The sequence below is a fragment of the uncultured Phocaeicola sp. genome, from assembly GCF_948499155.1.
Classification (GTDB): domain Bacteria; phylum Bacteroidota; class Bacteroidia; order Bacteroidales; family Bacteroidaceae; genus Phocaeicola; species Phocaeicola faecalis.
Genome location: NZ_CAOOSE010000001.1, coordinates 78,676 through 102,136 on the forward strand (window position 1 = coordinate 78,676; position 23,461 = coordinate 102,136).

Below are 23,461 nucleotides of genomic sequence, written 5' to 3' on the forward strand. Positions count from 1 at the left end.
CTAAATAGTAAATAGAAAAATTATGGCTTACAAAATTGCTTTTTACGACACGAAACCTTACGACGAATGCTCGTTTACGGAAGCAAATGAGAAATTTGGCTTTGATATAAGATTTTATAAAGGCCATTTGAATATGAACAATGTGGTGTTGACCAAAGGAGTGGATGTAGTCTGCATCTTCGTAAACGACACGGCTGATGCCGAGGTTATCCGGGCGATGGCGGATAATGGCGTTAAACTGCTGGCTTTGAGATGTGCCGGATATAATAATGTAGATTTGGCTGCTACGGTCGGCCGTATGAAAGTGGTACGTGTTCCGGCTTATTCGCCTTATGCCGTTGCCGAATTTACGGTGGCGTTGATGCTTTCGCTCAATCGCAAGATTCCTCGTGCAACGATGCGCACACGTGATGGCAACTTTTCGTTGCATGGGCTGATGGGGTTTGATATGCATGGCAAGACTGCCGGTATTATCGGCACCGGTAAGATTGCAAAGATACTGATTCAGATTCTTCGCGGGTTCGGGATGAATATATTGGCTTATGACCTTTACCCTGATTATAATTTTGCCCGTGAGCACCAAGTGGTATATTGTTCGTTGGAGGAGCTTTATCATAGTTCCGATATTATTTCTTTGCATTGTCCGTTGACAGAACAGACTAAGTATTTGATTAATGATTATTCTATCAGTAAGATGAAGGATGGGGTAATGATTATCAATACAGGACGCGGCCAGTTGATTCACACCAATGCACTGATTGAAGGACTGAAAACAAAGAAAGTGGGATATGCCGGATTGGATGTATATGAGGAAGAAGGGCAGTACTTTTATGAAGACAAATCGGATAAAATCATTGATGATGATACGTTAGCCCGTTTGTTGTCTTTCAATAATGTGATTGTTACTTCGCATCAGGCTTTCTTTACTAAAGAAGCGATGGCAAATATTGCACATACCACCTTGCAGAATATCAAAGACTTTGCGGAAGGCAGACCCTTGGTAAATGAAGTGCCTGCTTCCTGATAGAAATGGGGGGAGAAGTTAATCTCCCCTATAGTAGTACAATAGTGCATGGCGAGCTATGAAGTCGGCATTTCTTTCCACTAATTCTTTCTCTCCATATTCCGGCAACTGTGCATCAGGAATATAATGGTTGTTGATTAAATACTCAAGCAAGTCCGGTGGACATTTAGTGGGTACTGTCAGCAGGTTGAAGGCCTCTCTGATAGCAACTTCCCGGTCGTATAGACTATTTAATGGGTCGGTGATGCATTCGCATATATCATTGGCCAATAGAATGCCTTTTTCCGGATTGGCCATCATGATGAAGTTTCGGTGTTCCTTCATTTGCGGGAGTGTATGATTGTCGTCATCCGGCCATTGTAATATCTGAGTCAGGAAATGATGCAGTTCTTCATATCCGTTCAAATATACTATTTGTGCTCCGTTTGTACCTTTGGTAAAAAGTTCGTAAGTGGTTCGGTTTCGTTGCTTTATCTCATCCGATAAAGTTGGAACATCAGGGTAAAGTCCTTTTATCTGCTGCCAGTCTTCGGTTTGATGGTCGGTTAATGAATCAATCCATTCATATAAAAAGAGTGCCATCGGGCCACAGGGTATGATGTATTTGTCGGAAGCTGTTACTTGTGCGATGTATTCCTGTACAGAGGGTTCGGTGAGATAATTGTGTCCGAACAGCCATAATAGTTTGTGCTCAGCCTCAACTCTGTCTCTGAACTTCATAAAATACTTCGTCAGTGCATCATTCGCAGGTGCAGTTTCGTATTCTTCATCCAATATCTCGAAGAATGCCTTGGCTGTTTGCCGGATGGAAGGCTCCATCGGATGAATGTAAGGATGCGGGTAAGGGGCTTTCTCGAGTGTGTTCCAGATAATGAAACGTATATCCTCCTCATTGATTTCATCTTTGATATAACCGGGATTTATCGTATAGAAGGGGAGTGCGGTTCCGTAAAGTTCCGAATGTTTGTTGACGAAAGATTGCCAAAGTCCCAGTCCCGAAATGACATCTTCCAGATAGGCTGCGGTATACAGACAGATTTTCTTTTTAAATGCCTCGGGTATTTCATGTAAGGGGCAAATATGGAAAAGGCGGTTTGCCAGTTCCACAAAATAGTTGTCAGAGGGCTGCTGTCGGGTATATGGATGGATAGACAGCCAGTCTTTTATATACAAGTTTGCTTTTTGCATTCTATTATTTATTTGGTTTCATTGCAAAGATATCCGTTTTTGTTTTACTTTGCATCATACAAACTTTGAAATATTGAAAAAAATGGAAATAGATTTAACCACTCCGGCTTTGCTGTTCTCTGCCATATCATTGATAATGTTGGCATATACCAATCGTTTTTTGTCGTATGCCCAGCTTGTCCGTACGTTGAAAGATCAGTATCGTGAGAATCATTCGGCAGTCACGGCCGCTCAAATCATTAATTTGCGGAAACGTCTTTATCTGACCCGCGCTATGCAAGTGACCGGTATTGGCAGCCTGTTATTATGTGTGGTGAGTATGTTTTTAATGTACATACAGTTGTATATGGTGTCGGTTTATATTTTTGGCTTGGCACTTATATTGCTCATTATATCGTTGGGCATTTCTGTCCGTGAGATTTATATCTCGGTCAAGGCATTGGAAATTCACTTGAGTGATATGGATTCTTGATTTATTTTTTGCAGAAAAGAAAAATCGATGAAAAAGTTAATAGATAGTATATTCTTTATAGCGCTGTGCAGTTGTATGGCGCTGGTTTCTTGTATTTCGGACGGTGATGATTCCGATACAGGAAGTATAGAGTTGGTTGCAGGAGACAAGTTGCCTGTGTTTGGTGTTACCATGAATGACGGGACAGTCGTGACCAATGAAAGCTTGAGGGGAAAGGTTTCCGTTATCGTATTCTTTAACACCGGTTGCAAAGATTGCCGTCAGGAACTTCCTGTGATACAACAAATATATGAGGATTACCGGGAGATGCCTTTGCTTGCAATCAGCAGGGCGGAAGGTGCCGCGTCTATTGCCAGTTATTGGCAGGAGCAGCATTTGACGTTTCCTTATGCTGCTCAGGAAGACCGGACTGTCTATCATCTTTTTGCTAAATCGGGCATACCCCGTATCTATATAGTTGATGCGGAACTGACTATCCGAAAAGTCTTTACCGATAACCCTTTGGCCGGTTATGATGAACTGGTTGCAGCTATAAATGATGCGTCCTTACGTTAAACTGGTGAAAAAGCGAATCATTCTAGTTCCAATATCATTATTATCGGATTATCGTCTTCACTTATCTCTACGTCCGGTATTTCACCTTTCGCTTCATCTGCCGGAATAAAGAAAGCCATTCTGTTTCCATTGATGCAGGCCGGCAATAACTTGATAACTGCACCCGAAGGAAAACGATAGGGAATTCCTTTTAATGAGGAAAACATATCGGGCCGGGTCAGGATGGCTCTTGAAACAATTTGGTGGGTTTCTTGGCTCCATATCTCACCAAAAGCCTTGTCTTTGTACGAGTACTGTATGAGGTAATATCCGGGAAAAGCTTTGATGGAGATACGTTTGATAAAAGAATCATTTTTATTCCACTTCATAAATTGCTTTACGTCATCCAATGACGGTGCGTACTTGCCTTTACGCAGGATAAGTTCCGGTTTCAGTCCATCAGGAGTGAGCAGGAAAACACTGTCGCTATAAACATGATTGAACAGGCAAAGTTCCGGACCGCATTCTTCTACGCTTGTTGTCAGCATGATGCCTCCTCGTGTGACATAATCGGCAGTCGGGTTAAAAGGCAGAATGGAAGACTTTACTTGTAGCGCGGTATCCGACACAATGATTTCTGATTTTCCTTTGCTGAAGCTACCGCTACAAAAGTAAGTGTCTCCTTCCGCATGCAGCAGGTAGTTCAACTCGGAATCGACCAAATTGATTTCACGGAACAGTTTTCCCTCTTTGTTATATATAATGTATTTATGGCTTCCGTTATCAAAAATGCGAATGGTGGAGTCTTTCGGGTGATAGACCACGGAAGATAGGCAAGCATATTCTCCGGGGCCGTTTCCGATATGTCGGAAACTACTTAAAAAGTTACCTTTAAAATCGATACGATGTATCCATTGCTCCTTTCCTTCCGAAATGATGCACATGTCATCACCCAGATAGTCTATCGTAGGGTGTCCGTCCATAAGATGAGAGGAGGAGAGGGGGATATAAGTAATCTTCTTTGCCACACTATTCCATGTGAACGTATCTGGAACTTCTTTGTTGATTGCTGAGGCAAAGTCTAGTATTGGTATGGTGTCTTGTAGGATTGTCTCCTCAGCGGTATCAGCTTGCGGATGGGAATGGCAGGCTGTCATTCCAAAAGCGGTAATCCATAAGATAATGATGTGTGTTTTCATTTTTATTTGTTTAAGTAGGTACCTGCAAATGTAGATAATCGGTTGAACTGTACCAATCGTTTACGTAGAATAGATATGGAAGTTTATCAAAAAAGAGAGATGTGCCAAAACTGAAGCAATTTATCATTTTGACACATCTTTCTCTTTATTAATCGGAACGTAATTTGCTATTCAGCAAGGATGGTAAGTTCTGCACCCGATGCATAATCTTGTCCATACTGTTCGCTCAACGCAGTAAACCGGATATAGCGTCCTTTCACCGGTTGGCTGAAGATGACTTTCTTTTCATCTCTGTTACCGGCGAATGTTCCTTTCTGAACAGGCTCGCCCCAGTTCTTGCCATCCATGCTTACGTGGATGGAATATTCTTTGATATTACCGTTATAGCTGTCTTGGCGGGGCATATAAGTAAATCCTTTAATTGTTTTTACTTCACCGGCATCAAGGTCTACCCAATGTGGATACTTGGCTACGGTTACAGAATACATACTGTGCCAATATGTAGTGGGGTCACCGTCTACCAGATTCTTGGCATCGCCATCGTCCACTTCTTCGCTGCTGGCATATATCACTTCGGTCTGGATTGTTTCCAACTTCTTGAAAGTTACGCTGGATTTGATGGAAGGATTATTGGCAAACCAAGCTGTAACAGTACCTCCGTCACGCATTGAAATCGGTTCGGTATATTGTTTGGCCTTCTTCTCTTTATTGATAGTATAAAGGATAGAAGCATCCTTGTCGATAGAAGAAAGTTCTACCATACCAGTGCGGCCGCGGGTAATAGTCAAAGGAATGTCACCGGCAGGAGCCACTTGTGCGGCAGCCGATAAATCCTGTGCAGCGGGGCGAATGATGAAACCGATATTATTTTGTCCGGCAAATACACGGTCGTGCATCAACGGGCCACCCTGTCCGCAACTGTTACCACCCAGACCGGTTACGGCAAGGTCGAGATGCAGATAAGTATCACCGGCTTGCGGCAACTGATAAGGATGTCCTGCCAATGTCAGGTCGAGTGCTGAATACTGCAAAGCTGAAGTAGACAGACGGTCTGTAGCCACAAACACAGCTCCCTTACCGGCTTTGTCTGTCAATGCACACCAGCGTACATCTTCATGATTTCCCATATCCTGCGGTTTCGGGAAGTTCACAAATTGGTCGGCAACGGTAGATTTGTGTATTTCGATAAACTGTCCCACTTTACGGTCAGGATAGTTTTCAATCGGGCCACGGCCATAGTATGTATAATTTTCGTAGCGTTGAGGCACTTTCATTATATATCCCAAACGTGGCAATACGAGATTGGGGCGATTGGAAGTGATGCTTGCCTGCAATTCGATAGAGCCGTCGCGGTAGACTGTCCATACCTGGTTGGTAGTGAATTTGAAATCGTCTTCACCAAACGGTTTTTCGGTCAATTCTTTGATACTGTTTTTACCGCTTGAAGTTCCGCCAAGAATCTTGGCTGCATTAGGAGCTTGAGATTCTACTGTGTAGAACAATACGATAGCACCGTCTTTTCTGTTGATAACCTTAGAAGCGGTAACTTGATGCTTCAGGTTGTGCAAACCACATTCGAACCAGCTGGCATAGAACCAGTTGTCATTGTTGGTGAAAGCACGCATTGCGTCAAGTTTCGGACCATTGCCGTCAGCGATAATGGTTTCACCGCCATAGTTCAGGCTATAGATTGTTCCGGTTTCATTGTCAAACTTAGCTTCAAAGTTGTCACCCTTGATGGTAGAGAAACGCGGGTCTGACTGTTTTGCCATTACAAGCTTTCCGTTGCCGTCCGTTACTTCATTGATAGGAGCGATACCGGTAGCAGTTTTAACCGGAAGCTGTTCCTCAGCCATTACATAACCCTTTTCAGCCCATGGCATATTGTTTCTTAATACAAACTGAACTTTTATAAAATATTCAGCATTGGCTTTCAGATTATTATATCTGTAAGGTATCGTAACCTGAACACGGGTGCGCGGAGCGATATTTTCAGTATTTAGAACACCGCTTTCTGCTTCTTTGCCGTTTTCATACAAAGCCCATCTGATTTCATATTCCGAAAGGTCCTTAAAGTAGTATTTATTGAAGATTTCGAAGCGGCCTTGCTTTTCGTCAATAGCTTTTACACCAATATGCTGGTACACTTTCTTGGTTTCAAAATATTGTGGTTTCGGTTCCAAGTCGGCAAATACGATACCGTTCATTACAAACTGTCCGTCGTTTGGAGTATCGCCGAAGTCACCACCGTATGCCAAGTAACGTTTGCCATCTTTGGTATAATTATACATAGCCTGGTCTACCCAGTCCCAGATAGCTCCACCGCAGAAGAAGTTGGTAGATTCAATAGCATCCCAGTAATCAATCAAGTTACCGCAAGCATTACCCATAGAGTGTGCATATTCCGAGATGTGGAAAGGATATTTGATGTCATAATCACCTTTCACGGCACCGCGTACCCATGAAATGGAAGGATACTGGTTAGAACCCATATCTACAATGTCATTGTTACGTTCATATTGAACAGGGCGAGATTTGTCGGCAACTTTCAACGCATCATAAGCCGCTACGAAGTTTTGGCCCGGACCGGCTTCATTTCCCAAAGACCAGATAACGATAGATGGATTGTTGATATTGGCGTGAACCATTTCCATCACACGTGCCACATGAGCATTCTGCCATTCGATAGGGTGAGACAAAGATGCCTTTCCGTAATAATATTCGTGTGATTCGATATTGGCTTCATCTTCCAGATAAATACCGTATTTATTACACAGATAATACCAATACGGGTCATCCGGATAGTGAGAGTTACGCACATGGTTGATATTGGCACGTTTCATCATCATGACTTCGTCTTCCATCATTTTGCGGGTGATGGCGTGACCTACACCCGGATTGGTTTCATGACGGTTTACACCTTTCAGTTTTACCGTTTTACCATTTACATAATAGTAACGTCCGGCCAATCCGAATTCATCTTCCGATGCGGGAGTGTCTTTGATTTCCACTTTGCGGAAACCGATATGGGTAGAAACAGTTTCGAGGGTACGTCCTTTTTTATCTTTCAGTTCTCCCACCAATGTATAAAGGTACGGTTTCTCAGCCGACCATTTGTTGGGCTTTTGTACTTTCAGTATTGTTTCGGCAGTTATTTCCTGACCGGCTTCCACCACTGCTACCGGAGTTGTGATACCGGCATTGGTCACTTCGGTATTGTCGTCGGAATACAACTGGTTGGCATACAATGAATATACCATAGAATAGCCTTTGGCAGCTTTCTTTCCGAGGTTGCGGATATCTGCATTGATTTTCAGTTCACCGTCGGTATAAGTTGCGTCCAAGTCGGGAGTTACAACCAAGTCGCGTACGTGCAACTGCGGTACAGCCTGCAAAGCGACTGTACGATAAATACCCGGCAAGCGGAACATATCCTGAGCTTCGAGGAAAGAACCGTCCGAGCTACGGTATACTTCAACAGCTACCACGTTAGTGCCTTTCACCAGATATTTGGTGATATCGAAACTGGCAGTATTTCGTGAGTTCTTTGAAAAACCTACATATTGTCCGTTTATCCAAAGATAGAAGAATGAATCCACACCATCAAAGTTGATGAAGATTTCTTTTCCGTTCCAATCTTCAGGAATTGTAAATTCGCGGCGGTAAGAGCCTACTTCATTACGAGCTTTGAAAGTAGTCCAATTGCTGGGCGGTGTACGCATTACACCTCCGCGCCAGTCGTCCACAGCCACTTTATGTTGGAAAATAACCGGTTGGTTCACATAGATAGGGGTTCCGTACTTTTGTGTTCCGTCTTTTTGGATACCATAAATATTCCAGCTTGAAGGAACCGGAATGTTATCCCATCCTGAAACATCAAATTCTGTTTTGTAGAAATCTTTGGGTCGTTCTTCCGGATTTGGAACCCAATTGAATTTCCAGTCTCCATTCAATGATTGCCAGTAAGCACTGTTTTCCGGCAATACTTTCCGTGCACTTGCCTTATCTTGGAAAGAGAAGAAATAGGCATGAGGTTGTTCTTTGTTCAGCGCCACATTTTCAGGGGATTCCCATTCGTTCCCTTTTGGAGCTTGTTCCGAGGCATAATGAAAGCCTTTCAGGGGTTCTACTTTTGCATAGCTTTGTAATGTAAAGCAGCATAGTAATAGACTGAATGCTAATTTTTGCATATTAAGTTTTGTTCTTAAGGTTATAAATTTGTTCAAAATTAGTATAATAATTCGGATCGTAAGGCGATTTTCTATGTTTTTTAAGATATATATGAAAATTATGGGAAAAAGCTTATGAACTGATACTGCTTATTTAAACTTCTATCCCTGTAATTGTTTTCAGGGCATAGCCGATTAAAAAACTGACAGCCGCCACACTGAAGCTGAGGACTGCCATTTCGGTGAATCGTTTTTTAAAACTTTCCCCTCTCGCTACTGAATAATAGTAATTGAATAATGCGATGATTAATAACGCCATTATCAGCATGAGGATGAGTGCTGCTATCACATTCTTTATAATAATAAAAGGAGTGACAAGTGCCACGACGGTGATGATATAGGCAATGCCTGTGTAAATGGCTGCTTTGACAGGATGCTTTCCTTGTCCGCCTTCCGATTTTGTAGACAGATATTCGGAAGAGGCCATAGAGAGTGCTGCGGCAATGCCTGTTATACTTCCTGTCAGGGCTATTAATTTGGAATCGCTCAGCGCAAGCGTGAAACCGGCCAGTGCACCTGTGAATTCCACCAATGCATCATTCAGCCCCAGCACTACCGACCCCATATATTCCAATCGTTCTTCATTGATAAGTCCAATCAGTTTGGCTTCATGTATTTCTTCATCTTGTGCCAGCCTCACTAAATCGGCCATTTCAGGATATCGGGCATATCCTTTGTATGAACTTATTTCGCTGCTTTCCATTAGTTTGATTGCAAAAGTAACTCCAAACAGGCGGGCCAGCCAGACAAATTTGGAAATTCTTCTTTGGTCGGGGCGTATGTCCTGTCCCGTATAGCATTTTAATACTTCATAATGCTGCTTTTCTTCCAAGGCTATCTGTTGCATTATCTTTTGGTTTGTACTGTCTTTTTCAATGGTAGCCAAATGAGTATAAACTATGCTTTCTGTTATTTCGTTTTTCTGGAAAGACAGAAATTCTTTAATGATATGCTTGTCTAAATTCATATTCATAGAGTTTTTTTAAATTCTGTAAAGGTAATGATTGAAAACCATATAATAGCCTTTATAAGGCAGGCTTTTTATAAAATATTCCTTTATTCTCTTTTATTTCCATCATTCCTTCGTCAGAATCAGAGAGGAAAGGCGGGAAGCTGAACAGGATATACATTTAATAATCGGCTCCTTCTCTGAGCACATTATTATAATTCTTTGCTTCATCTTTAGATTTTGCCATGATATAAATTCCCTCTATATCATGCTTTTCCCATGTTATATTGTTCACGGTTATTGGTCTTGGTTTATACCGTTATTTAAATGTTGGCTGATGGGCAGTTTGTTAATAGGATATCACATAAAAATGAATAAATGGAATAATCCGTCAGCCGGCTCGGAGCCCCTTTGGGCGGGGGGAGGAGCGATTGACGGATTAGAGGGGAACTCAGATTATAACGATGAGTCCGGAGATGCTTTAAATGACTTCTGCGTTATGTCAGAATCTGTACATTAAAGATAAGGAAGTTTCCCGATGTGTATCATAGTGCAATAAAAAAGGCGGAACCATTCATTACCTATTTTCAATCTGAGGAACCGCCAAGCACCTTCGTCCACAAATAAGTAAGAACAGTCCACGCCCGATAGAGCGTGAACCTTCATCTACTTATTCTCATGGACTTCAAATTGGCGGTTTTCAGATTGAGAGAATAAGAGCTAAAAGCTCGAATATCTTTTTAATAAGTATAAGAATGGAAACGCTTTTCCAAATGTTTATTCTTTTATTATACATTATAGGAACTGTATCATAGATTAACTACAAATATCAGGGTGTTCTTTACGTAAATTGAGAGCAAGTAAGTCACCATCGAAAGATTTACAATGAATATAATAGGAGCACAATCTACTCTTGCCTTTGAAAGTACATGTTTTTATCTTCATCCATCGCTTAAGTTTTTCATTTAAGCTCAAGTTTGCTTCACCACGGCCGTGGTTAACTCTAATCACCGTCGTGGATAACTCTAACCACCGCTGTGGTTAAATCTAACCACCGTCGTGGTGAAGCAATATGGAAAGGCTTGTCTGATAAAGACTATAGGAAAGCATAAGCGGATAACCGGAAAAACGGAGCATCTTCCATCGTTTCAGGTGACGACATGATGTATTCAGTTTCTTTTATCGAGTTGTATTCATCCAAGGAAATCATTACTACTCCTTTCCCGTTACCACGATTAATTATTACTGTATCGTAGTCATCAATTACCGCATCAATGTACCCTTTAAGGTTCGCTCTCAAATCTGTATAGTTAGCTGTTCTCATATATCCTCCTTTTGTTTTACGCAAAGATATGACCTATTGCTGGCTAAAATAAAAATCCCCATAACTCATAGAGTTACAGGGATTTCAATATATTGTAATTGTCTAAATTACTTGCTCAAAGCAGTAGCAACGTCAACCGCACAAGCCACTGTACAACCTACCATCGGGTTGTTACCGATACCCAGGAATCCCATCATTTCTACGTGAGCAGGAACTGATGAAGAACCAGCGAACTGAGCGTCTGATACTAATAATTAGTGAGTTAGAATATCAGATATTCTTAATCCTGAAGTGAATATTATAAAGAAAGGGCAACTAACTTAATAGCTGCCCTTGTGATTAATAATATGTAAGAGTTGGTTTACTTCTTGGAGTAATGGTACTTCATTGAGAGTATATCAACCTCTACCCTGTCATCATTTACAGAGTAAACAAGACGATGTTCTGAGGTGATTCTCCTTGACCATTTACCAGTCAATTCATATTTTAGCGGTTCTGGCTTCCCAATCCCAGTATAAGGATGCTCTGCAATATCATTCAGTAAAGCCGTAATCTTATTCAGAATTATTTTATTGCCACTCTGTGCGAAGTATAGATATTCCTTCCGTGCTTGGTCAGATAATATTATTCTGTACATGATGCTCGCTTTAAGAAGTCTTCTATGCTTTCTCCATCATTCTGGGCAAAATAATTGCCGTTCTTAATATCTTCTTCCCCCTGACGTATGGCTTCCATCGTTTCGGGTGACGACATTATATATTCCGTTTCCTTTAATGAGTTGTATTCATCAAGGGAAATCATCACTACTCCTTTACCATTACCACGATTGACAATTACAGTATCATAGTCATCAATCACTGAATCAATGTAACCTTTAAGGTTCGCTCTCAAATCTGTATAGTTAGCTGTTCTCATATATCCTCCTTCTATTTAATGCAAATGTATGTACTTATATGCGTACTTGCAAATTTAATTAGTTAATTATTAGATATAAAGAAAGGACACCAACTTAATGATGCCCTTTCCTCTCTCAATCAACAATCCACAATCCACTCAGTCCAAGAACCAAGCGTATTCACTATCTCCTAATTGGGCATGTTGGATGCCATCACCCAATTACAATCAATTATAAAAAGAATAGCAAGAGGAAATAAGTATCAGAATAGGAGATAAGCATTGCAGTGTAACTAAAATAAAAATCCCCATAACTCATAGAGTTACAGGGATTTCAATATATTGTAATTGTTTAAATTACTTGCTCAAAGCAGTAGCAACGTCAACCGCACAAGCCACTGTACATCCTACCATCGGGTTGTTACCGATACCCAGGAATCCCATCATTTCCACGTGAGCGGGAACTGATGAAGAACCAGCGAACTGAGCGTCTGAGTGCATACGGCCCATAGTGTCGGTCATACCGTAAGAAGCGGCGACACTGCATCCCTGTAAGTCTTTACAATCAGTTATTAATCAATGCTATAATAGCAATGTGTAAACTCCTTGTTAGTAAATAAAAGAACGAATTATCAAAAAGGGCTGCATCATGGGCAAATGCCTGTGCGTTACCCTTTAGATGAGAGTACTCCTAATGGAGTTAAGACCGTAATCTAATCTGCGTGTCAATGAAGTATAAATCTCCGTCTATGCCATAAAGCACATTATTGGGTACTGCATCAAACACTTCATAATCTGAGTTGTGGTATTCGTCGTAATAGTCCATTTCAAAACCTAATGCTTGCATATAGGCAGCTATCTCATCTTCTGTAGCTTCCCGTTCTGCCAATATATAAGGTTGTACAAGGACTGCACAAAATTCCTGTTGGCTGTTGTAAGCAAAGCCTATCATCTGATAAGGGACATTGCCAAAGAACTTGTTGTGTGCAGCAATGCGGATGAAGAAGTTCTCCAAATCATCTCCTGCGTATTCAAAGTTGTTCAGTTTTACAACAGACACATTACCATCATGGAACACTTCATTCTCACCACCTCTATCCATATAAGTAATGTTGAGGTGTGATAAGTCAATCCATAGACCGTTGTCATCGGCAAACTTTATCAGTTCTTCTGTTTGCCCTCTCTTATAGCTCTCTGTTGGTTCAGTTTTTCCTGTTGCTTCCTTACTTCTTCTGGCGATGCAGGCTGCTTGCTCCAAGAGGTTATAGATTGGCGAGTGCGCTCTATCCATTGCCTGTGAAATTCATTAATATATTCCATAAATCAAGTGATTATGAGTTTAAGACAAAGATAGTCATTCTCCTTTAAACCGCAATAATTTGCTGCAACATTTTAGTGAATGGGGGCTATATGGGAAGTATTCTTTAGAAATGTAGTAGCTAAAAAAAGAAACAGCATAAGAGTTTCCTCAAATGCTGCTCTTTTAGATTGTTATTCGTTTATATAATCAACTATTTGCCTAAACACATCACCTGCCATCAATCCACCACTTGCAGGAAGTTCCTCTTTATGGATAGAAACAATAATAGAATATTGGGGAGCATTGGCAGGAAAATAGCCGCAGAACTCTATAATATAGCTTCCATCTTCAAGTTGTACTGTTCCTGTCTTACCTGCTACTTGTACTTTATCAGACTTGGCAGGTTGTCCTAAGCCATCAGTTACCACATATTCCAATGCCTGTTTCAGACTGTCAATATTGGCTTGATTGTTCTCATTGTTCGCTATGGAATTGTAGGCAGTAAGCATTTGCAGGGGAGTGCTAAAATTACTAATGCCTATTTCCTTTAATTGGTCGTAATATGCTTGGGTGTAACCATTAAAAGCCACTTCCATTGCTTTATAAACAGCAATTTCAGAACTGCTTGCTAATCCTTGTTTGATGGTAATTTTGCCATATCCACCTCTATGCCAATTATGGTCTTTGATGGTATCTCCCTTACAAATATAAATGCCATCACCAACATCTACCGTATCAGTTAATTTGATTTTACCTGTTTCTAATGCAGCCAATATGGATATAGGTTGTATCAATGCTGATTCGTATGTTTGGGAGAAGTTCTCACAAGGTTGGTAGTTTGCACTGTCTTTCCTTTCAAGTCCCACGATAGCTTTTATATGCCCTGTCTGAACTTCCATAACGATAGCTTGCCCAGATAAGGCATTAAGTTCTGTTAGTTTATTCTCTAAGATAGAGGTGGCTTTAATTTGTAAAGTACTGTCTATGGTGGAAACTTGTTTATTTTCCTGCTGTTTGGATTTGCATGATGCTAAAATAGAAAGTACTATGCACGAATTTATGAATAATTTCTTCATTGTTCTTTGCGTAAATTCATTTGGTTTCCTGCCTCGTCAGATATGATTAGAATATCATTTGATAATTTTATAATTATCATCTTTAATATATCATCCTTATTTCCATCAATGTAGATGATTATTTCTTTCTTTGTGTCTTGATAATTATAAACTCCCTCAAAGATAAGTCTATGGTAATTTGACTTTCTTGTACTTATTTTACCTATATCATGCCAATATGAACATTTGTTATCTTGCTGAAAGATGAATCGGTGTTTGGTAAAACAGTCATCAGCTTTCTCAGACTCATTATCTATGAATGTCCAAGTTCCCAATAGCAAGTTGCTACTTGTTTTATTTGTTTGAGCGTTAATGGTACAACACAAACAAAAAATAATAATAGAAATGATTGTTCTCATATTTTAATCTAAATTTATGCCAATGCCATATTCTTCAAAAAAGATATTGTAAACTTTTGGGTTCTTTTTATATGGTCGAATCTTTATGGTAGCAGAAACAGTATGGACTTCGCCATAAGATGCATCTGGTACATAAGGCCACTGATTTACAATATTTTTAAATTTATCCCATAATCCATTTGTGTAATATTCTACAGTACCTGTATATTCGTACCATTGGTCTGCCTTGATTCTTTGCTTCTTAGCCTTTTTGTCATTATCGACACTCATAGCAAACAACTTTACTTTCATTATGTATTGACTTGGATGTTTGTCATAAGCATAAATGATAAATTCGTCATATGTTCCATTAAGCAAATATCCTCCATCAATTGTCTTGTAAGGATTAGAATATTCCCATTCACCCCAGTAATTATTTATGCACTTGGTAAAACTGAAATAGGTTTGACAAAAAGAAGTGATAGGGATTATCACAAATAGAATTATCAATGATAACTTTTTCATAAATATGGAATTTTATTATTTATAAATTGGTGTAACGATGTATCTTTCTAATTCTGGAACTACAATTACAATAGCTTTTTTTTCGTCATATTTATTAGCTCCAAAATGGGTGAATATTCCACTGAATTTAAATTCATTGGCTATAATTTCATTTGGATGTTCTAACGCATACGCTTTTATATCAGCAACCTTTCTTGTTATTTTAAATGAAGTTGGTCCAAATTGCGTGTAATCTTTATTATTATCTTCTTCCATTATCTGATTGCATTCATGGATTAAGTCTTTTCCTGTTAGAGTCCTTGTATGTTCCTTATATGTGATTTCTGGAGCTTTATAATAATCTATTTCTTTAGACAATGCTTCTTTTTCAGTCATATAAGACAACTCTTTGATGAATTGAGCTTCCGCTAAATCCATTTGCTCGTTTACAGACTTTGTACAAGAACTGAATCCTGTGCATAATGCAACCAATAATGAGATTGCTAATAGTCTAAAATTCTTCATCGTTATATATTATTAAGTTCTTAAAATTCATCATTATTTGTAGTTGTTGTTCTATATGTAACTGTTAATTTGCCGCTGAAATGTGCTCCAATTTCATCTTGTGAATTATTAAGAATGACATTTAGGGTTATAGAATTAGAGTTCCTGTCTCTCCATATTGCATTACCATCAGAAGAAACTGTTGGGTTACCATATTTAGAACACAATGCGTTTCCTAAGCTGTTAAATGTCTGTGTGAACTTATTTATAATTTGATTTTGCTTGGACTTGGCTTCATTCAGAAAGATACTTTTGTCCCTAAAAGGATTATCTGCCACAAAAGTATTTTCTAATAATGAGAATGTAGCTTCTACAAGCCTTTCACTTTTAAAGGTTATAACTAAGTCGTTGAATTTGGTATCAATGAATGTAATGTTTTTTATATGGATGCAAGGATGCTTCCATTCTACATTGGAATATCTTTTCTTTAGCTTGTCTATGGCTACATAAGGTTTATCTTCCAATTTGATTCCCAAGAATCCTGTAATTTCACTTTGGGCACTGATATAAGTCGTTATAAGCAGCATTGATAAGAATAGTAACAATCTGTGCTTCATAATTAAAATATTATTCCTACCTGTTCCCTATGGTAAGCCATAAATAAAAAAGGTGTGGGAACTATATTTGTCTTATCCTGTAGTACGGCTTCTCGCATTGCCTTGGCATGGATAAAACAATAGCAACCCACACCAATTTTGACAATATCTAAAGCCTTATAAAATAAGGTAGGTATATATCAAATGGTGGGGTGCTATTGCTATCATCTTCATGCCAAATAAAATTTTGCGAGAATTTTACTACGAAGATAATTTCAATAACACCTTTCGTTAAATATGTCCTTCCAACTCCCTAACACATTAGTTCATTGGAATTGGTGCAAAGATAACGAAAGGTTCTAAATTAATGAGCATGGAGTGAGGATAAATAGTAGCTTTTCTGCCCTCAAACATATTCTGAATGGGAAATTTAATAAGATTTGCATCTAAGCTCTGTAAATCCATGTGGGTATCAAAATGAAAATTCCCCTTATAAGAAGTGAATTTTAGAAATTGCTACCCACATGGATTTATAAAGCTAAAGTTAATTTCTCCGTCTGAATTTAAGAGTAGGACAAATTCGGATTGGGGTATATAGGACTAACCTTACTCTAAATTTGTCCTGCCTGTCATTAGAAGCTCAAACAGTCATAAGTCTGTAAGATTTCCTCCTGCCTTAATCCCAAGTATCTTTTAGTAATGGCAACAGAACTATGGTTGAACAGTTCCATCAGCTTTACTAATGCCAACTCTGCATTATCGCTGTTCATGTTATAGACCTGCCTACCAAAAGTCTTTCTAAGAGAATGGCAGCTAAAGTTCTTAATCTTTAGCCTGTACTTCTTCTTCACCTCTTTAAGAATGATGTTAATTCTCTGAACAGTGAAGATAGTACCTTTTTGACTTATTAAGATAGGTGCATTAATTCCAATTGGATTTATATGCTCGTAACACTCTTTAATGTGTTCCTGTAATTGGGGATTCAGTCTGATAGTTCTTACTTTGCCTGTCTTTTTCTCAATTACTGTAAACTTGTCAGCACCTAATATCTGCTTCCACCTTAGAGATAGAATATCAGATATTCTTAATCCTGTGAAGCATCCCAAAGCTATAAGGAGTGAGATTTTATAATTCTCATCCTTTGCCAATTTTCTTATGAGGTTCATTGCATCAGACCATATAAGATAGTCTGCCGTTGTGCTTGAATATTTGAGTGACATAATGTTCTGTTTTATAATGAAACGAATAGAAGTGAATATTAATTCTGAGTTGGATTTACTAACTCATTGATTACTAAAGGAACATTCACTAATAGTAGAAGTGAATATGGTAAGGACACCCAACTTGGAAATTGAATGTCCTTTACCTTATTATAATTGTCCTTCATCAGAGAAGCTGTAATATCCTGCATCTGTAAGAATGAGGTGGTCTATTACTGTAATTCTTATAAGTTTTGCTGCTTCTTTGACTTGCTTAGTTATTTCCATATCCTGCCTACTTGGTCTTAGATTACCGCTTGGGTGGTTATGTGCAAGAACAAGAGCCATTGAATTGGTAAGTAATGCGGCTTGTAGAATTACTCTGACATCAACAGACGTTTCAGTAATTCCGCCCTCTGATATGAGCGTATAGCCTAAAACTTGGTTGGCTTGGTTTAGGAATAAGACTTTGAAATATTCCTTGTAACAGATTGTACCCTCTTTATATGTAGGAAGCAAGTATTTATAAGCGTCCTCAGAACTGACAATCTTATGCAGGTTTTTGAATTTGGGTTTGTAGGATAGTTCCACTTCGCCCACAGTATAATCTATATTCATATTGTATGATATTTAATAAGTTGGTAGAAATAAAGAAAGGACAACTAACTGAATAGCTGCCCTTTCTCCTCTCAATCAATAAGCCCATTTAATCAATGAACCACTTATATCGTTCGTCACCATGTAAAGCCGCATTGATTCCTGTTGCCATTTCAGTAGCATTTAAGGAACGGTCTAAGAAGCTGTCAATATAGCTTGACTTGTTGGCTCCTGTAAGCAAGTTGTAGAACTTCCATATATTAAGCTCACTTCCAAAGCCGCCAAAGTTATTGTCGTGAATGTATGCCTTAGCCACAGAATTAATCTGTGTGTCTGTAAGCAACATTCTTGGCAGTGCCTTTTGATAGCCTGTTGGCAAGCATTGGTAAAGTCGCATCTTGCCTATAATCTGTGCGAATTGGTGTTCACTCATGGAAGTGTTGCCTAATTGCTGCATCAGATAAAGATGTTTGGCTGGATTGTAGTTGTTGAACAGTTCCAACGCTGCACGATAGAGTTCACTTGTATTGCTCACCCTTAAATCGTCCTTGTAGCCATTGGTGAAGATGCACATATTGCAACAAACTTGGTTCTTGAAGCCAATAGCCAATCTGAACAACTCTGGCACTTTTTTGCTGTATAAGTTCATCTGATTATAAGCCCTCACACCTACGATAGAAAGATTGAGCTTGTTTCCTCCAACCGTTTCATAAATGGTAGGAATATCAATGCTGAAAGCTGCCCTTTCATAATAAATGGTCTTGTCAGATTCCAACAGTTGATTGGCAGGTTTGTGGATAGCTTCAGGGATTCTGCCTTTAATAATGTGGCTCACACGAATATCTGCCTGTTCCACTCTCTCACCACTAAAGAATGATTGGGCTGCATCCTGTATGGTTTCCACAAATGCAGCATGGTTAATGGTCAGTTCGTTGTCTTTAGAGAACACAGGTGTAATGCAGTCATGCTTTAGATGATGCAAAGTAACTTCCTGTGTGTTGGCTTCAATGAAATGGTTGGCAGGTCTTACAGGTTCGTCCATGATGATGGTTGCTTCTTCTGCAAACTCATCCAAATTCATTCTCTCACGGTTCTGTGCCATAGCTGGCATAATGACTAAGTTTCTCATAATGATAACTGTTTAAATGATTATTGATTGATTTAACTCTGGAATTGGTAAAGTTCATATCGCTTTGGATTGCTCCATAACGATTTTTACTTCACTACAATTCGATGAATTACATTTAAGTGATATTACAATTAGACTATATTACCATTATGTCTGTATTGTGTATCTCTTTAAGAAGTCCATGAATGATGTGAGGTGAATAGTAAAATTTATAATGGTTGAGGGGGTGGGTGGCTATCTATCAATTCTCATTTTCCTTTTACTTGGTGAGAGGGGGCTAAAATAGTGGTATGGTATTTCGCACAACATTCTGAGAATTGGGGCTATAAAATCCATTTTTCACCTTGAATGTTGTACCCAACTTAAAAAACAGACTTTATGCGCTTATAAAGTGGATTTAAGGCAGACTTGGGATTATTCGTACCATCTATTAATATAATAATAAACAGTACGAAAAATCCTGCTTGCCTGTTATTTGGACTTGAAGCCTATCTTAACCACATTTTTTGAGTTGATTGGATTCCACTCCTTACGTTGTTTGGCTATATCATTATCTAATAGAAGTTCCTTTGGAGTAAGTTCTATCCCTTTAGGTAAATATTTCAATAGACCAGCACCATATAAATCCAGATTGTAACTTTCTATATTTTTCTTACCCATTCCCAATTTATCAGCCAACTTATTAGAAGAAAGCAATATCTTGTTATCTTCTGCTATCAATAGGAGCTTGATATAATAGCCTTTCACTTTAATATCCAAATTCACTTTCATAAAGAGGTAGGATAGTGTTATAAAGTTGGGATGGTCTATTGGTGGGATGCAGTAAAGGCTTCTCATTGTAAATTCATATATAGGGTGGTTGATTGGTACAGAGTATTTCTTTCTGACCAACACTACTTCTATGTCTTTATTGAAATTCTTTAGTGCAGTTTCTTCCTCTCCAGTCCGTTTGGCTAAATCCTTAATTCTCCATCTGACCTTATAATAGTCATTTCTATATAAGGACAGACAGAAGAACCTGTACAAATTGGGTGGATTGAGTTTATCCACTATTGACTTATTAATGGTGGCATAGTCCTGCCTAATGTTACTTGTCCTGCTTTGCAGGTGTCTTTGGGGTATCTTCATATTCATTAGTAGCTGATTGAACATTATTAGTAAACACTAAATCTTTCTTCTCTCGTTCCATCTTATAATAGTAGGCAGTTCCAAAGTATATCTTGGCTTCCTTTCTGTTGTGGAACTTTTTCCCTGTTGGTAAATGAATAATCATATCAGTTTAAATATTAATGAGTTAATAAGCCAACTTCTGCAATGATATATAATAGGTAGTAACCTTTCCATTTTTCTTTCTTTTTGTCTTTAGATAGTTATTAAGATTAGCCCATAATCCAATATGAACTTTATTATCTTTCACTCCTTGTTTAAGAGCCTTAGCCCTTATCTGCTCATAAGTAAATTCTTCCATTTTAGATATTCTGAATAGTTTGTAGTTCGTCAATCTGTGTGGTGGGATTATCTGTCTGCGGTACTGTAAAAGTAGTAAATCCACGAGTGGGGAACTAATGATAAGACCACACATTTAATAATCAGACTTTAGACCATTCAGAGCTTAGTCAATCTGTTTACTTGGGTTCTTTTTCGGAAGAAAATCCAGACTATATAAATCTGGACTTTCTAATTTTACCGATGCAACATTTTTACGAAAGGGGGTATAAAAGGTGATTTGTTGGTAAAATGTTGTACCCGATTAAACTTTCTCATATTCTAAGAATAAAGCCCTTTGCCTGTTCTTCCAACTGTCCTTGCATTTGAAGAACTCTCCGAGAAAGTCTTTAGGTTTCTTCTTTACAGGTGGCATATCCATCAGTTGATATATTTCATCCCTTGTTTTGCTTATGTCGGACAACTCGTATGAGCGTCCTGCCTTGAACCTGTTTTTCACCATTTCAATGAACTCTGTACCATTCCGCTTCTCATCGTACCTTTTAAGTATCATGGCTTCTCTTATTTTGGACTGGGAGTATTTCAGTTCCTCAATTTTTGCCTTACCCAATTCATTATAAGCTTCTACAATGAAAGCGTCAGTTTTTATAAGCTCTCTTTTATGTTCCATCGCCATGCTGGTTTCATCCCCTTTCAACATTTCCAATTGCTCAACTATTTCTTTACGCTTGGCTTTAATGCTGATGGATTTATTTTCTCGTTTCAATCTTTCCAAATCGCTTAAAAGATAGGTTTGCGATTCACAACTGACTTTAAAAGATTTACATTGTCTATATGTCTTAGTCAGCATATCGAAACTGTTATAGCAGCCTTGTACGATTGCTTCTGTAATATAGTTGTCTATCTTGAACCAGTTCTTCTCACCGTTTCTATTCAGCATGGAATTAAAGGGCAGAATGTCTAATATGGCTTTATAAGCATCCCTTGCTTCATCTATTGTGGCATTATTGTGATAGGTTTTCATCATCTCATAAACCTGCTCAAACACACCTATCATATATTGTACCTGCGCTTTAGACCTTACAGAGAAATTATAGTCTGTATTGGTGATATGGTTTGCAGATGCAATTCCATTTCTGAAACGACCTATTATCTGTATCGTGTCAGTAAACGGGTCAACCATGCTTTGGGTTGCCATAGTAGTATCGGTTACAATGAACACTTCTGGGCGGAAATCCAGTTCTATATCCAGGGCATTGAAGAACCTGCTCGTAAGAAAATTGAACCGTCTCATTTTGTCAGCATTCCAATCTGAATATGCGTTAGCAAACTTCTTCTCCTTCAAACTCGTTACGCTGTTGGATGCACAAAAAACTGTTGATTGCTCCAGTATGTCTAATTTCTGCATGATAGAATAGATTGTTTCCGTGGAATTAATGAACAGGAAGATGGGGTTGTTGGTTGCCTTTCCCAATCGCTTCTTTAGTTCTTGCAGCACATTATTGGTATGATAAATATTGATGGGCTGGGCATAGTCAAACATGGGTTGCACTTCCATAATCTGAAATCTCTGTTTAAAGAATCTCGGGTCTGTGAAGTCCAACGGAGTGGCAGACACCAGTCCTTTATTGTCGAACATGAAGAAATCATCGAAAGGTAATGTTATGTCCTCCCTGTAATCCACATCTTTTACTATCTTATGGCACTCGTCGAACAATAGGTAACAGGTAGAATAAATATCCATATCCAGTTCCTCAAATGCTGTCTTAATCTTGGAAAAGCTTTCTGGAGTGGATAACAGTTTGATATGTTTCTCCTTACTTGCTTGTAGGTATTTCACAATTTTCTCCACCGTCACATTCTCATAAACTCCAAAGAGGTTGTCATTTTTATGCTTGGGGTCTTTACATTTGCCTTTTATTACTGGCACATTTGGTTCCAATATGATGGAATTTCTGTTTGCTTTCAGTTCTCCATAAGTTGCTCCAAGTCCTGTCAGTTTCTTATAAAGGATAGTATTGGTAGGTATTTGAGGTAAAACTTCTGTCAGATATTGAATTTTACCATTATGTTTTTTCTCTATTTTAATGTATGCTGTATTCATCTTTGTTTCGTTTTAGAAAGAGGGGAGTTGTTAGCTCCCACTCTTAGAGTTAATAATCAGATTAAAGCTTCTTTCTCACGCAAGTAGTCCAATAGCTCTTCGGTACGTTCTACTCGGAAGAATATCTTTCCACGTAAGAAAGCACTGGTAGCACTGATGTAATTATTAACCTCACGAAACAAAGGGACGAATTGCACACGTTTGCCAGATTCAATAAGTTGTTTCAATATGGATAGCTGGAAGTTGTTATCCTCACCTGCTTGATATGGGGTTAGTTCAGTCGGTTGAATCCCTCCATCTTCACTTTCTCCAGTTGTCAGATAGGTGTATATCCATTTGAAAGAAGTCGGAGTGACATAGTATTTGAACCCTGCCACATTATAAGATTCAATCCAGATGCAAGGATAATTGTCCTTGTCGGTGTATAGTCTGATGCTAAGAGTTTCTTTTCTCTGCATCATTGACTTGATGGCATTGTGCGCACCTTGATTATCGTACTTTTCTACCTGTGGAGCAGATGCTCCATTAATTGTAAAAATCATAATTCTTCTTTTTTAAAGTTTTTTACTTTTGTTCCCACTCTGAGGGAACTGGCAGGTAATCGTTATTAAAAGGTGCGCACCATTTTGCTTTTGATTACGTTGCAAAGTTATGATGTTCTCATAAGGTGAATTGGTAAAGAATAACCGTATGTTTAAGTGAGTTTTTTACCAACCATTTACCTTTAAGAGATTTATCATCACTTCTTTTTGAAAGCGGTGCAAAAGTAGAATATTGTGGTTGGGTAAGTTGGTAAGGAATAGGGAAAAGAAAAAG

General features: G+C 38.8%; 24 protein-coding genes and 2 pseudogenes. 3 read left to right on the top strand and 23 right to left on the bottom strand.

Annotation, left to right across the window (positions count from 1 at the left end):
* Positions 1 to 22: 22 nt before the first annotated feature.
* Positions 23 to 1,024 (top strand): 2-hydroxyacid dehydrogenase, encoded by a 1,002-nt coding sequence (locus tag QYT14_RS00340; protein ID WP_288324034.1) that lies wholly within the window; start codon positions 23 to 25, stop codon positions 1,022 to 1,024.
* 18 nt (positions 1,025 to 1,042) lie between these two features.
* On the opposite strand, the gene QYT14_RS00345 is transcribed toward QYT14_RS00340, so the two are convergent.
* On the bottom strand, positions 1,043 to 2,212 hold the full coding sequence (locus tag QYT14_RS00345; RefSeq protein WP_288324035.1) for a DUF3843 family protein: 1,170 nt from the start codon (positions 2,210 to 2,212) through the stop codon (positions 1,043 to 1,045).
* Between the two features lie 82 nt (positions 2,213 to 2,294).
* On the opposite strand from QYT14_RS00345, the gene QYT14_RS00350 reads away from it, so the two are divergent.
* Together QYT14_RS00350 and QYT14_RS00355 are read left to right on the top strand one after the other, a co-directional pair.
* The gene (locus tag QYT14_RS00350) at positions 2,295 to 2,684 is read left to right on the top strand and encodes a DUF2721 domain-containing protein (RefSeq protein WP_005936838.1); all 390 of its coding nucleotides are present in this window, start codon (positions 2,295 to 2,297) and stop codon (positions 2,682 to 2,684) included.
* A 27-nt stretch (positions 2,685 to 2,711) separates the two neighbouring features.
* Positions 2,712 to 3,239 (top strand): TlpA disulfide reductase family protein, encoded by a 528-nt coding sequence (locus QYT14_RS00355; RefSeq protein ID WP_288324036.1) that lies wholly within the window; start codon positions 2,712 to 2,714, stop codon positions 3,237 to 3,239.
* Positions 3,240 to 3,256: 17 nt separating this feature from the next.
* On the opposite strand, the gene QYT14_RS00360 is transcribed toward QYT14_RS00355, so the two are convergent.
* The 22 genes and pseudogenes from QYT14_RS00360 to QYT14_RS00465 all read right to left on the bottom strand — a co-directional run bounded on the left by QYT14_RS00360 (position 3,257) and on the right by QYT14_RS00465 (position 23,187).
* Complete coding sequence (locus tag QYT14_RS00360; protein ID WP_288324037.1) at positions 3,257 to 4,417, bottom strand: 6-bladed beta-propeller; 1,161 nt, start codon at positions 4,415 to 4,417, stop codon at positions 3,257 to 3,259.
* Positions 4,418 to 4,584: 167 nt separating this feature from the next.
* On the bottom strand, positions 4,585 to 8,607 hold the full coding sequence (locus tag QYT14_RS00365; protein WP_288324038.1) for a glycoside hydrolase family 2 TIM barrel-domain containing protein: 4,023 nt from the start codon (positions 8,605 to 8,607) through the stop codon (positions 4,585 to 4,587).
* Between the two features lie 133 nt (positions 8,608 to 8,740).
* Complete coding sequence (locus QYT14_RS00370; protein ID WP_237038169.1) at positions 8,741 to 9,613, bottom strand: VIT1/CCC1 transporter family protein; 873 nt, start codon at positions 9,611 to 9,613, stop codon at positions 8,741 to 8,743.
* A 1,078-nt stretch (positions 9,614 to 10,691) separates the two neighbouring features.
* Positions 10,692 to 10,919: a type II toxin-antitoxin system prevent-host-death family antitoxin gene (locus tag QYT14_RS00375; protein WP_288324039.1), complete on the bottom strand. Its 228-nt coding sequence runs from the start codon at positions 10,917 to 10,919 to the stop codon at positions 10,692 to 10,694.
* A gap of 107 nt (positions 10,920 to 11,026) precedes the next feature.
* Positions 11,027 to 11,170, bottom strand: a pseudogene (locus QYT14_RS00380) (GGGtGRT protein); the annotation flags it as partial.
* A 110-nt stretch (positions 11,171 to 11,280) separates the two neighbouring features.
* Positions 11,281 to 11,556, bottom strand: coding sequence for a Txe/YoeB family addiction module toxin (locus QYT14_RS00385; RefSeq protein WP_237038161.1), 276 nt, complete (start codon positions 11,554 to 11,556; stop codon positions 11,281 to 11,283).
* Positions 11,544 to 11,834: a type II toxin-antitoxin system prevent-host-death family antitoxin gene (locus QYT14_RS00390; protein WP_237038160.1), complete on the bottom strand. Its 291-nt coding sequence runs from the start codon at positions 11,832 to 11,834 to the stop codon at positions 11,544 to 11,546. Before QYT14_RS00390 ends, QYT14_RS00385 begins: the two co-directional genes overlap by 13 nt.
* A gap of 336 nt (positions 11,835 to 12,170) precedes the next feature.
* Positions 12,171 to 12,347 (bottom strand): annotated as a pseudogene (locus tag QYT14_RS00395) (GGGtGRT protein); the annotation flags it as partial.
* 166 nt (positions 12,348 to 12,513) lie between these two features.
* Positions 12,514 to 13,104 (bottom strand): hypothetical protein, encoded by a 591-nt coding sequence (locus tag QYT14_RS00400; RefSeq protein WP_237471266.1) that lies wholly within the window; start codon positions 13,102 to 13,104, stop codon positions 12,514 to 12,516.
* 200 nt (positions 13,105 to 13,304) lie between these two features.
* Positions 13,305 to 14,189: a penicillin-binding transpeptidase domain-containing protein gene (locus tag QYT14_RS00405; RefSeq protein ID WP_237471267.1), complete on the bottom strand. Its 885-nt coding sequence runs from the start codon at positions 14,187 to 14,189 to the stop codon at positions 13,305 to 13,307.
* Entirely contained in the window at positions 14,186 to 14,587 is a 402-nt protein-coding gene (locus QYT14_RS00410; protein WP_237471268.1) for a lipocalin family protein, read from the bottom strand. The genes QYT14_RS00405 and QYT14_RS00410 overlap by 4 nt, the downstream gene beginning before the upstream one ends.
* A 3-nt stretch (positions 14,588 to 14,590) precedes the next feature.
* On the bottom strand, positions 14,591 to 15,091 hold the full coding sequence (locus QYT14_RS00415) for a hypothetical protein (RefSeq protein ID WP_237471269.1): 501 nt from the start codon (positions 15,089 to 15,091) through the stop codon (positions 14,591 to 14,593).
* A 15-nt stretch (positions 15,092 to 15,106) separates the two neighbouring features.
* Entirely contained in the window at positions 15,107 to 15,595 is a 489-nt protein-coding gene (locus QYT14_RS00420; protein WP_288324040.1) for a hypothetical protein, read from the bottom strand.
* 20 nt (positions 15,596 to 15,615) lie between these two features.
* Positions 15,616 to 16,191 carry a hypothetical protein gene (locus QYT14_RS00425; RefSeq protein WP_237471271.1) on the bottom strand — a complete coding sequence of 192 codons (576 nt, stop codon included), beginning with the start codon at positions 16,189 to 16,191 and terminating at the stop codon, positions 15,616 to 15,618.
* 611 nt (positions 16,192 to 16,802) lie between these two features.
* Positions 16,803 to 17,390 (bottom strand): tyrosine-type recombinase/integrase, encoded by a 588-nt coding sequence (locus QYT14_RS00430; protein WP_237471272.1) that lies wholly within the window; start codon positions 17,388 to 17,390, stop codon positions 16,803 to 16,805.
* Positions 17,391 to 17,540: 150 nt separating this feature from the next.
* The gene (locus QYT14_RS00435) at positions 17,541 to 17,987 is read right to left on the bottom strand and encodes a JAB domain-containing protein (RefSeq protein ID WP_237471273.1); all 447 of its coding nucleotides are present in this window, start codon (positions 17,985 to 17,987) and stop codon (positions 17,541 to 17,543) included.
* 88 nt (positions 17,988 to 18,075) lie between these two features.
* The gene (locus tag QYT14_RS00440) at positions 18,076 to 19,095 is read right to left on the bottom strand and encodes a DUF3871 family protein (protein WP_237471274.1); all 1,020 of its coding nucleotides are present in this window, start codon (positions 19,093 to 19,095) and stop codon (positions 18,076 to 18,078) included.
* Between the two features lie 471 nt (positions 19,096 to 19,566).
* Positions 19,567 to 20,223, bottom strand: coding sequence for a hypothetical protein (locus QYT14_RS00445; protein WP_237471275.1), 657 nt, complete (start codon positions 20,221 to 20,223; stop codon positions 19,567 to 19,569).
* Entirely contained in the window at positions 20,183 to 20,368 is a 186-nt protein-coding gene (locus QYT14_RS00450) for a hypothetical protein (RefSeq protein ID WP_229056143.1), read from the bottom strand. The genes QYT14_RS00445 and QYT14_RS00450 overlap by 41 nt, the downstream gene beginning before the upstream one ends.
* A 21-nt stretch (positions 20,369 to 20,389) precedes the next feature.
* Positions 20,390 to 20,563, bottom strand: a complete 174-nt coding sequence (locus tag QYT14_RS00455) for a hypothetical protein (RefSeq protein ID WP_237471276.1) — start codon at positions 20,561 to 20,563, stop codon at positions 20,390 to 20,392.
* A gap of 282 nt (positions 20,564 to 20,845) precedes the next feature.
* On the bottom strand, positions 20,846 to 22,645 hold the full coding sequence (locus QYT14_RS00460; RefSeq protein ID WP_237471277.1) for a DEAD/DEAH box helicase family protein: 1,800 nt from the start codon (positions 22,643 to 22,645) through the stop codon (positions 20,846 to 20,848).
* Positions 22,646 to 22,701: 56 nt separating this feature from the next.
* Positions 22,702 to 23,187, bottom strand: coding sequence for a hypothetical protein (locus QYT14_RS00465; protein WP_237471278.1), 486 nt, complete (start codon positions 23,185 to 23,187; stop codon positions 22,702 to 22,704).
* Between the last annotated feature and the right edge of the window lie 274 nt (positions 23,188 to 23,461).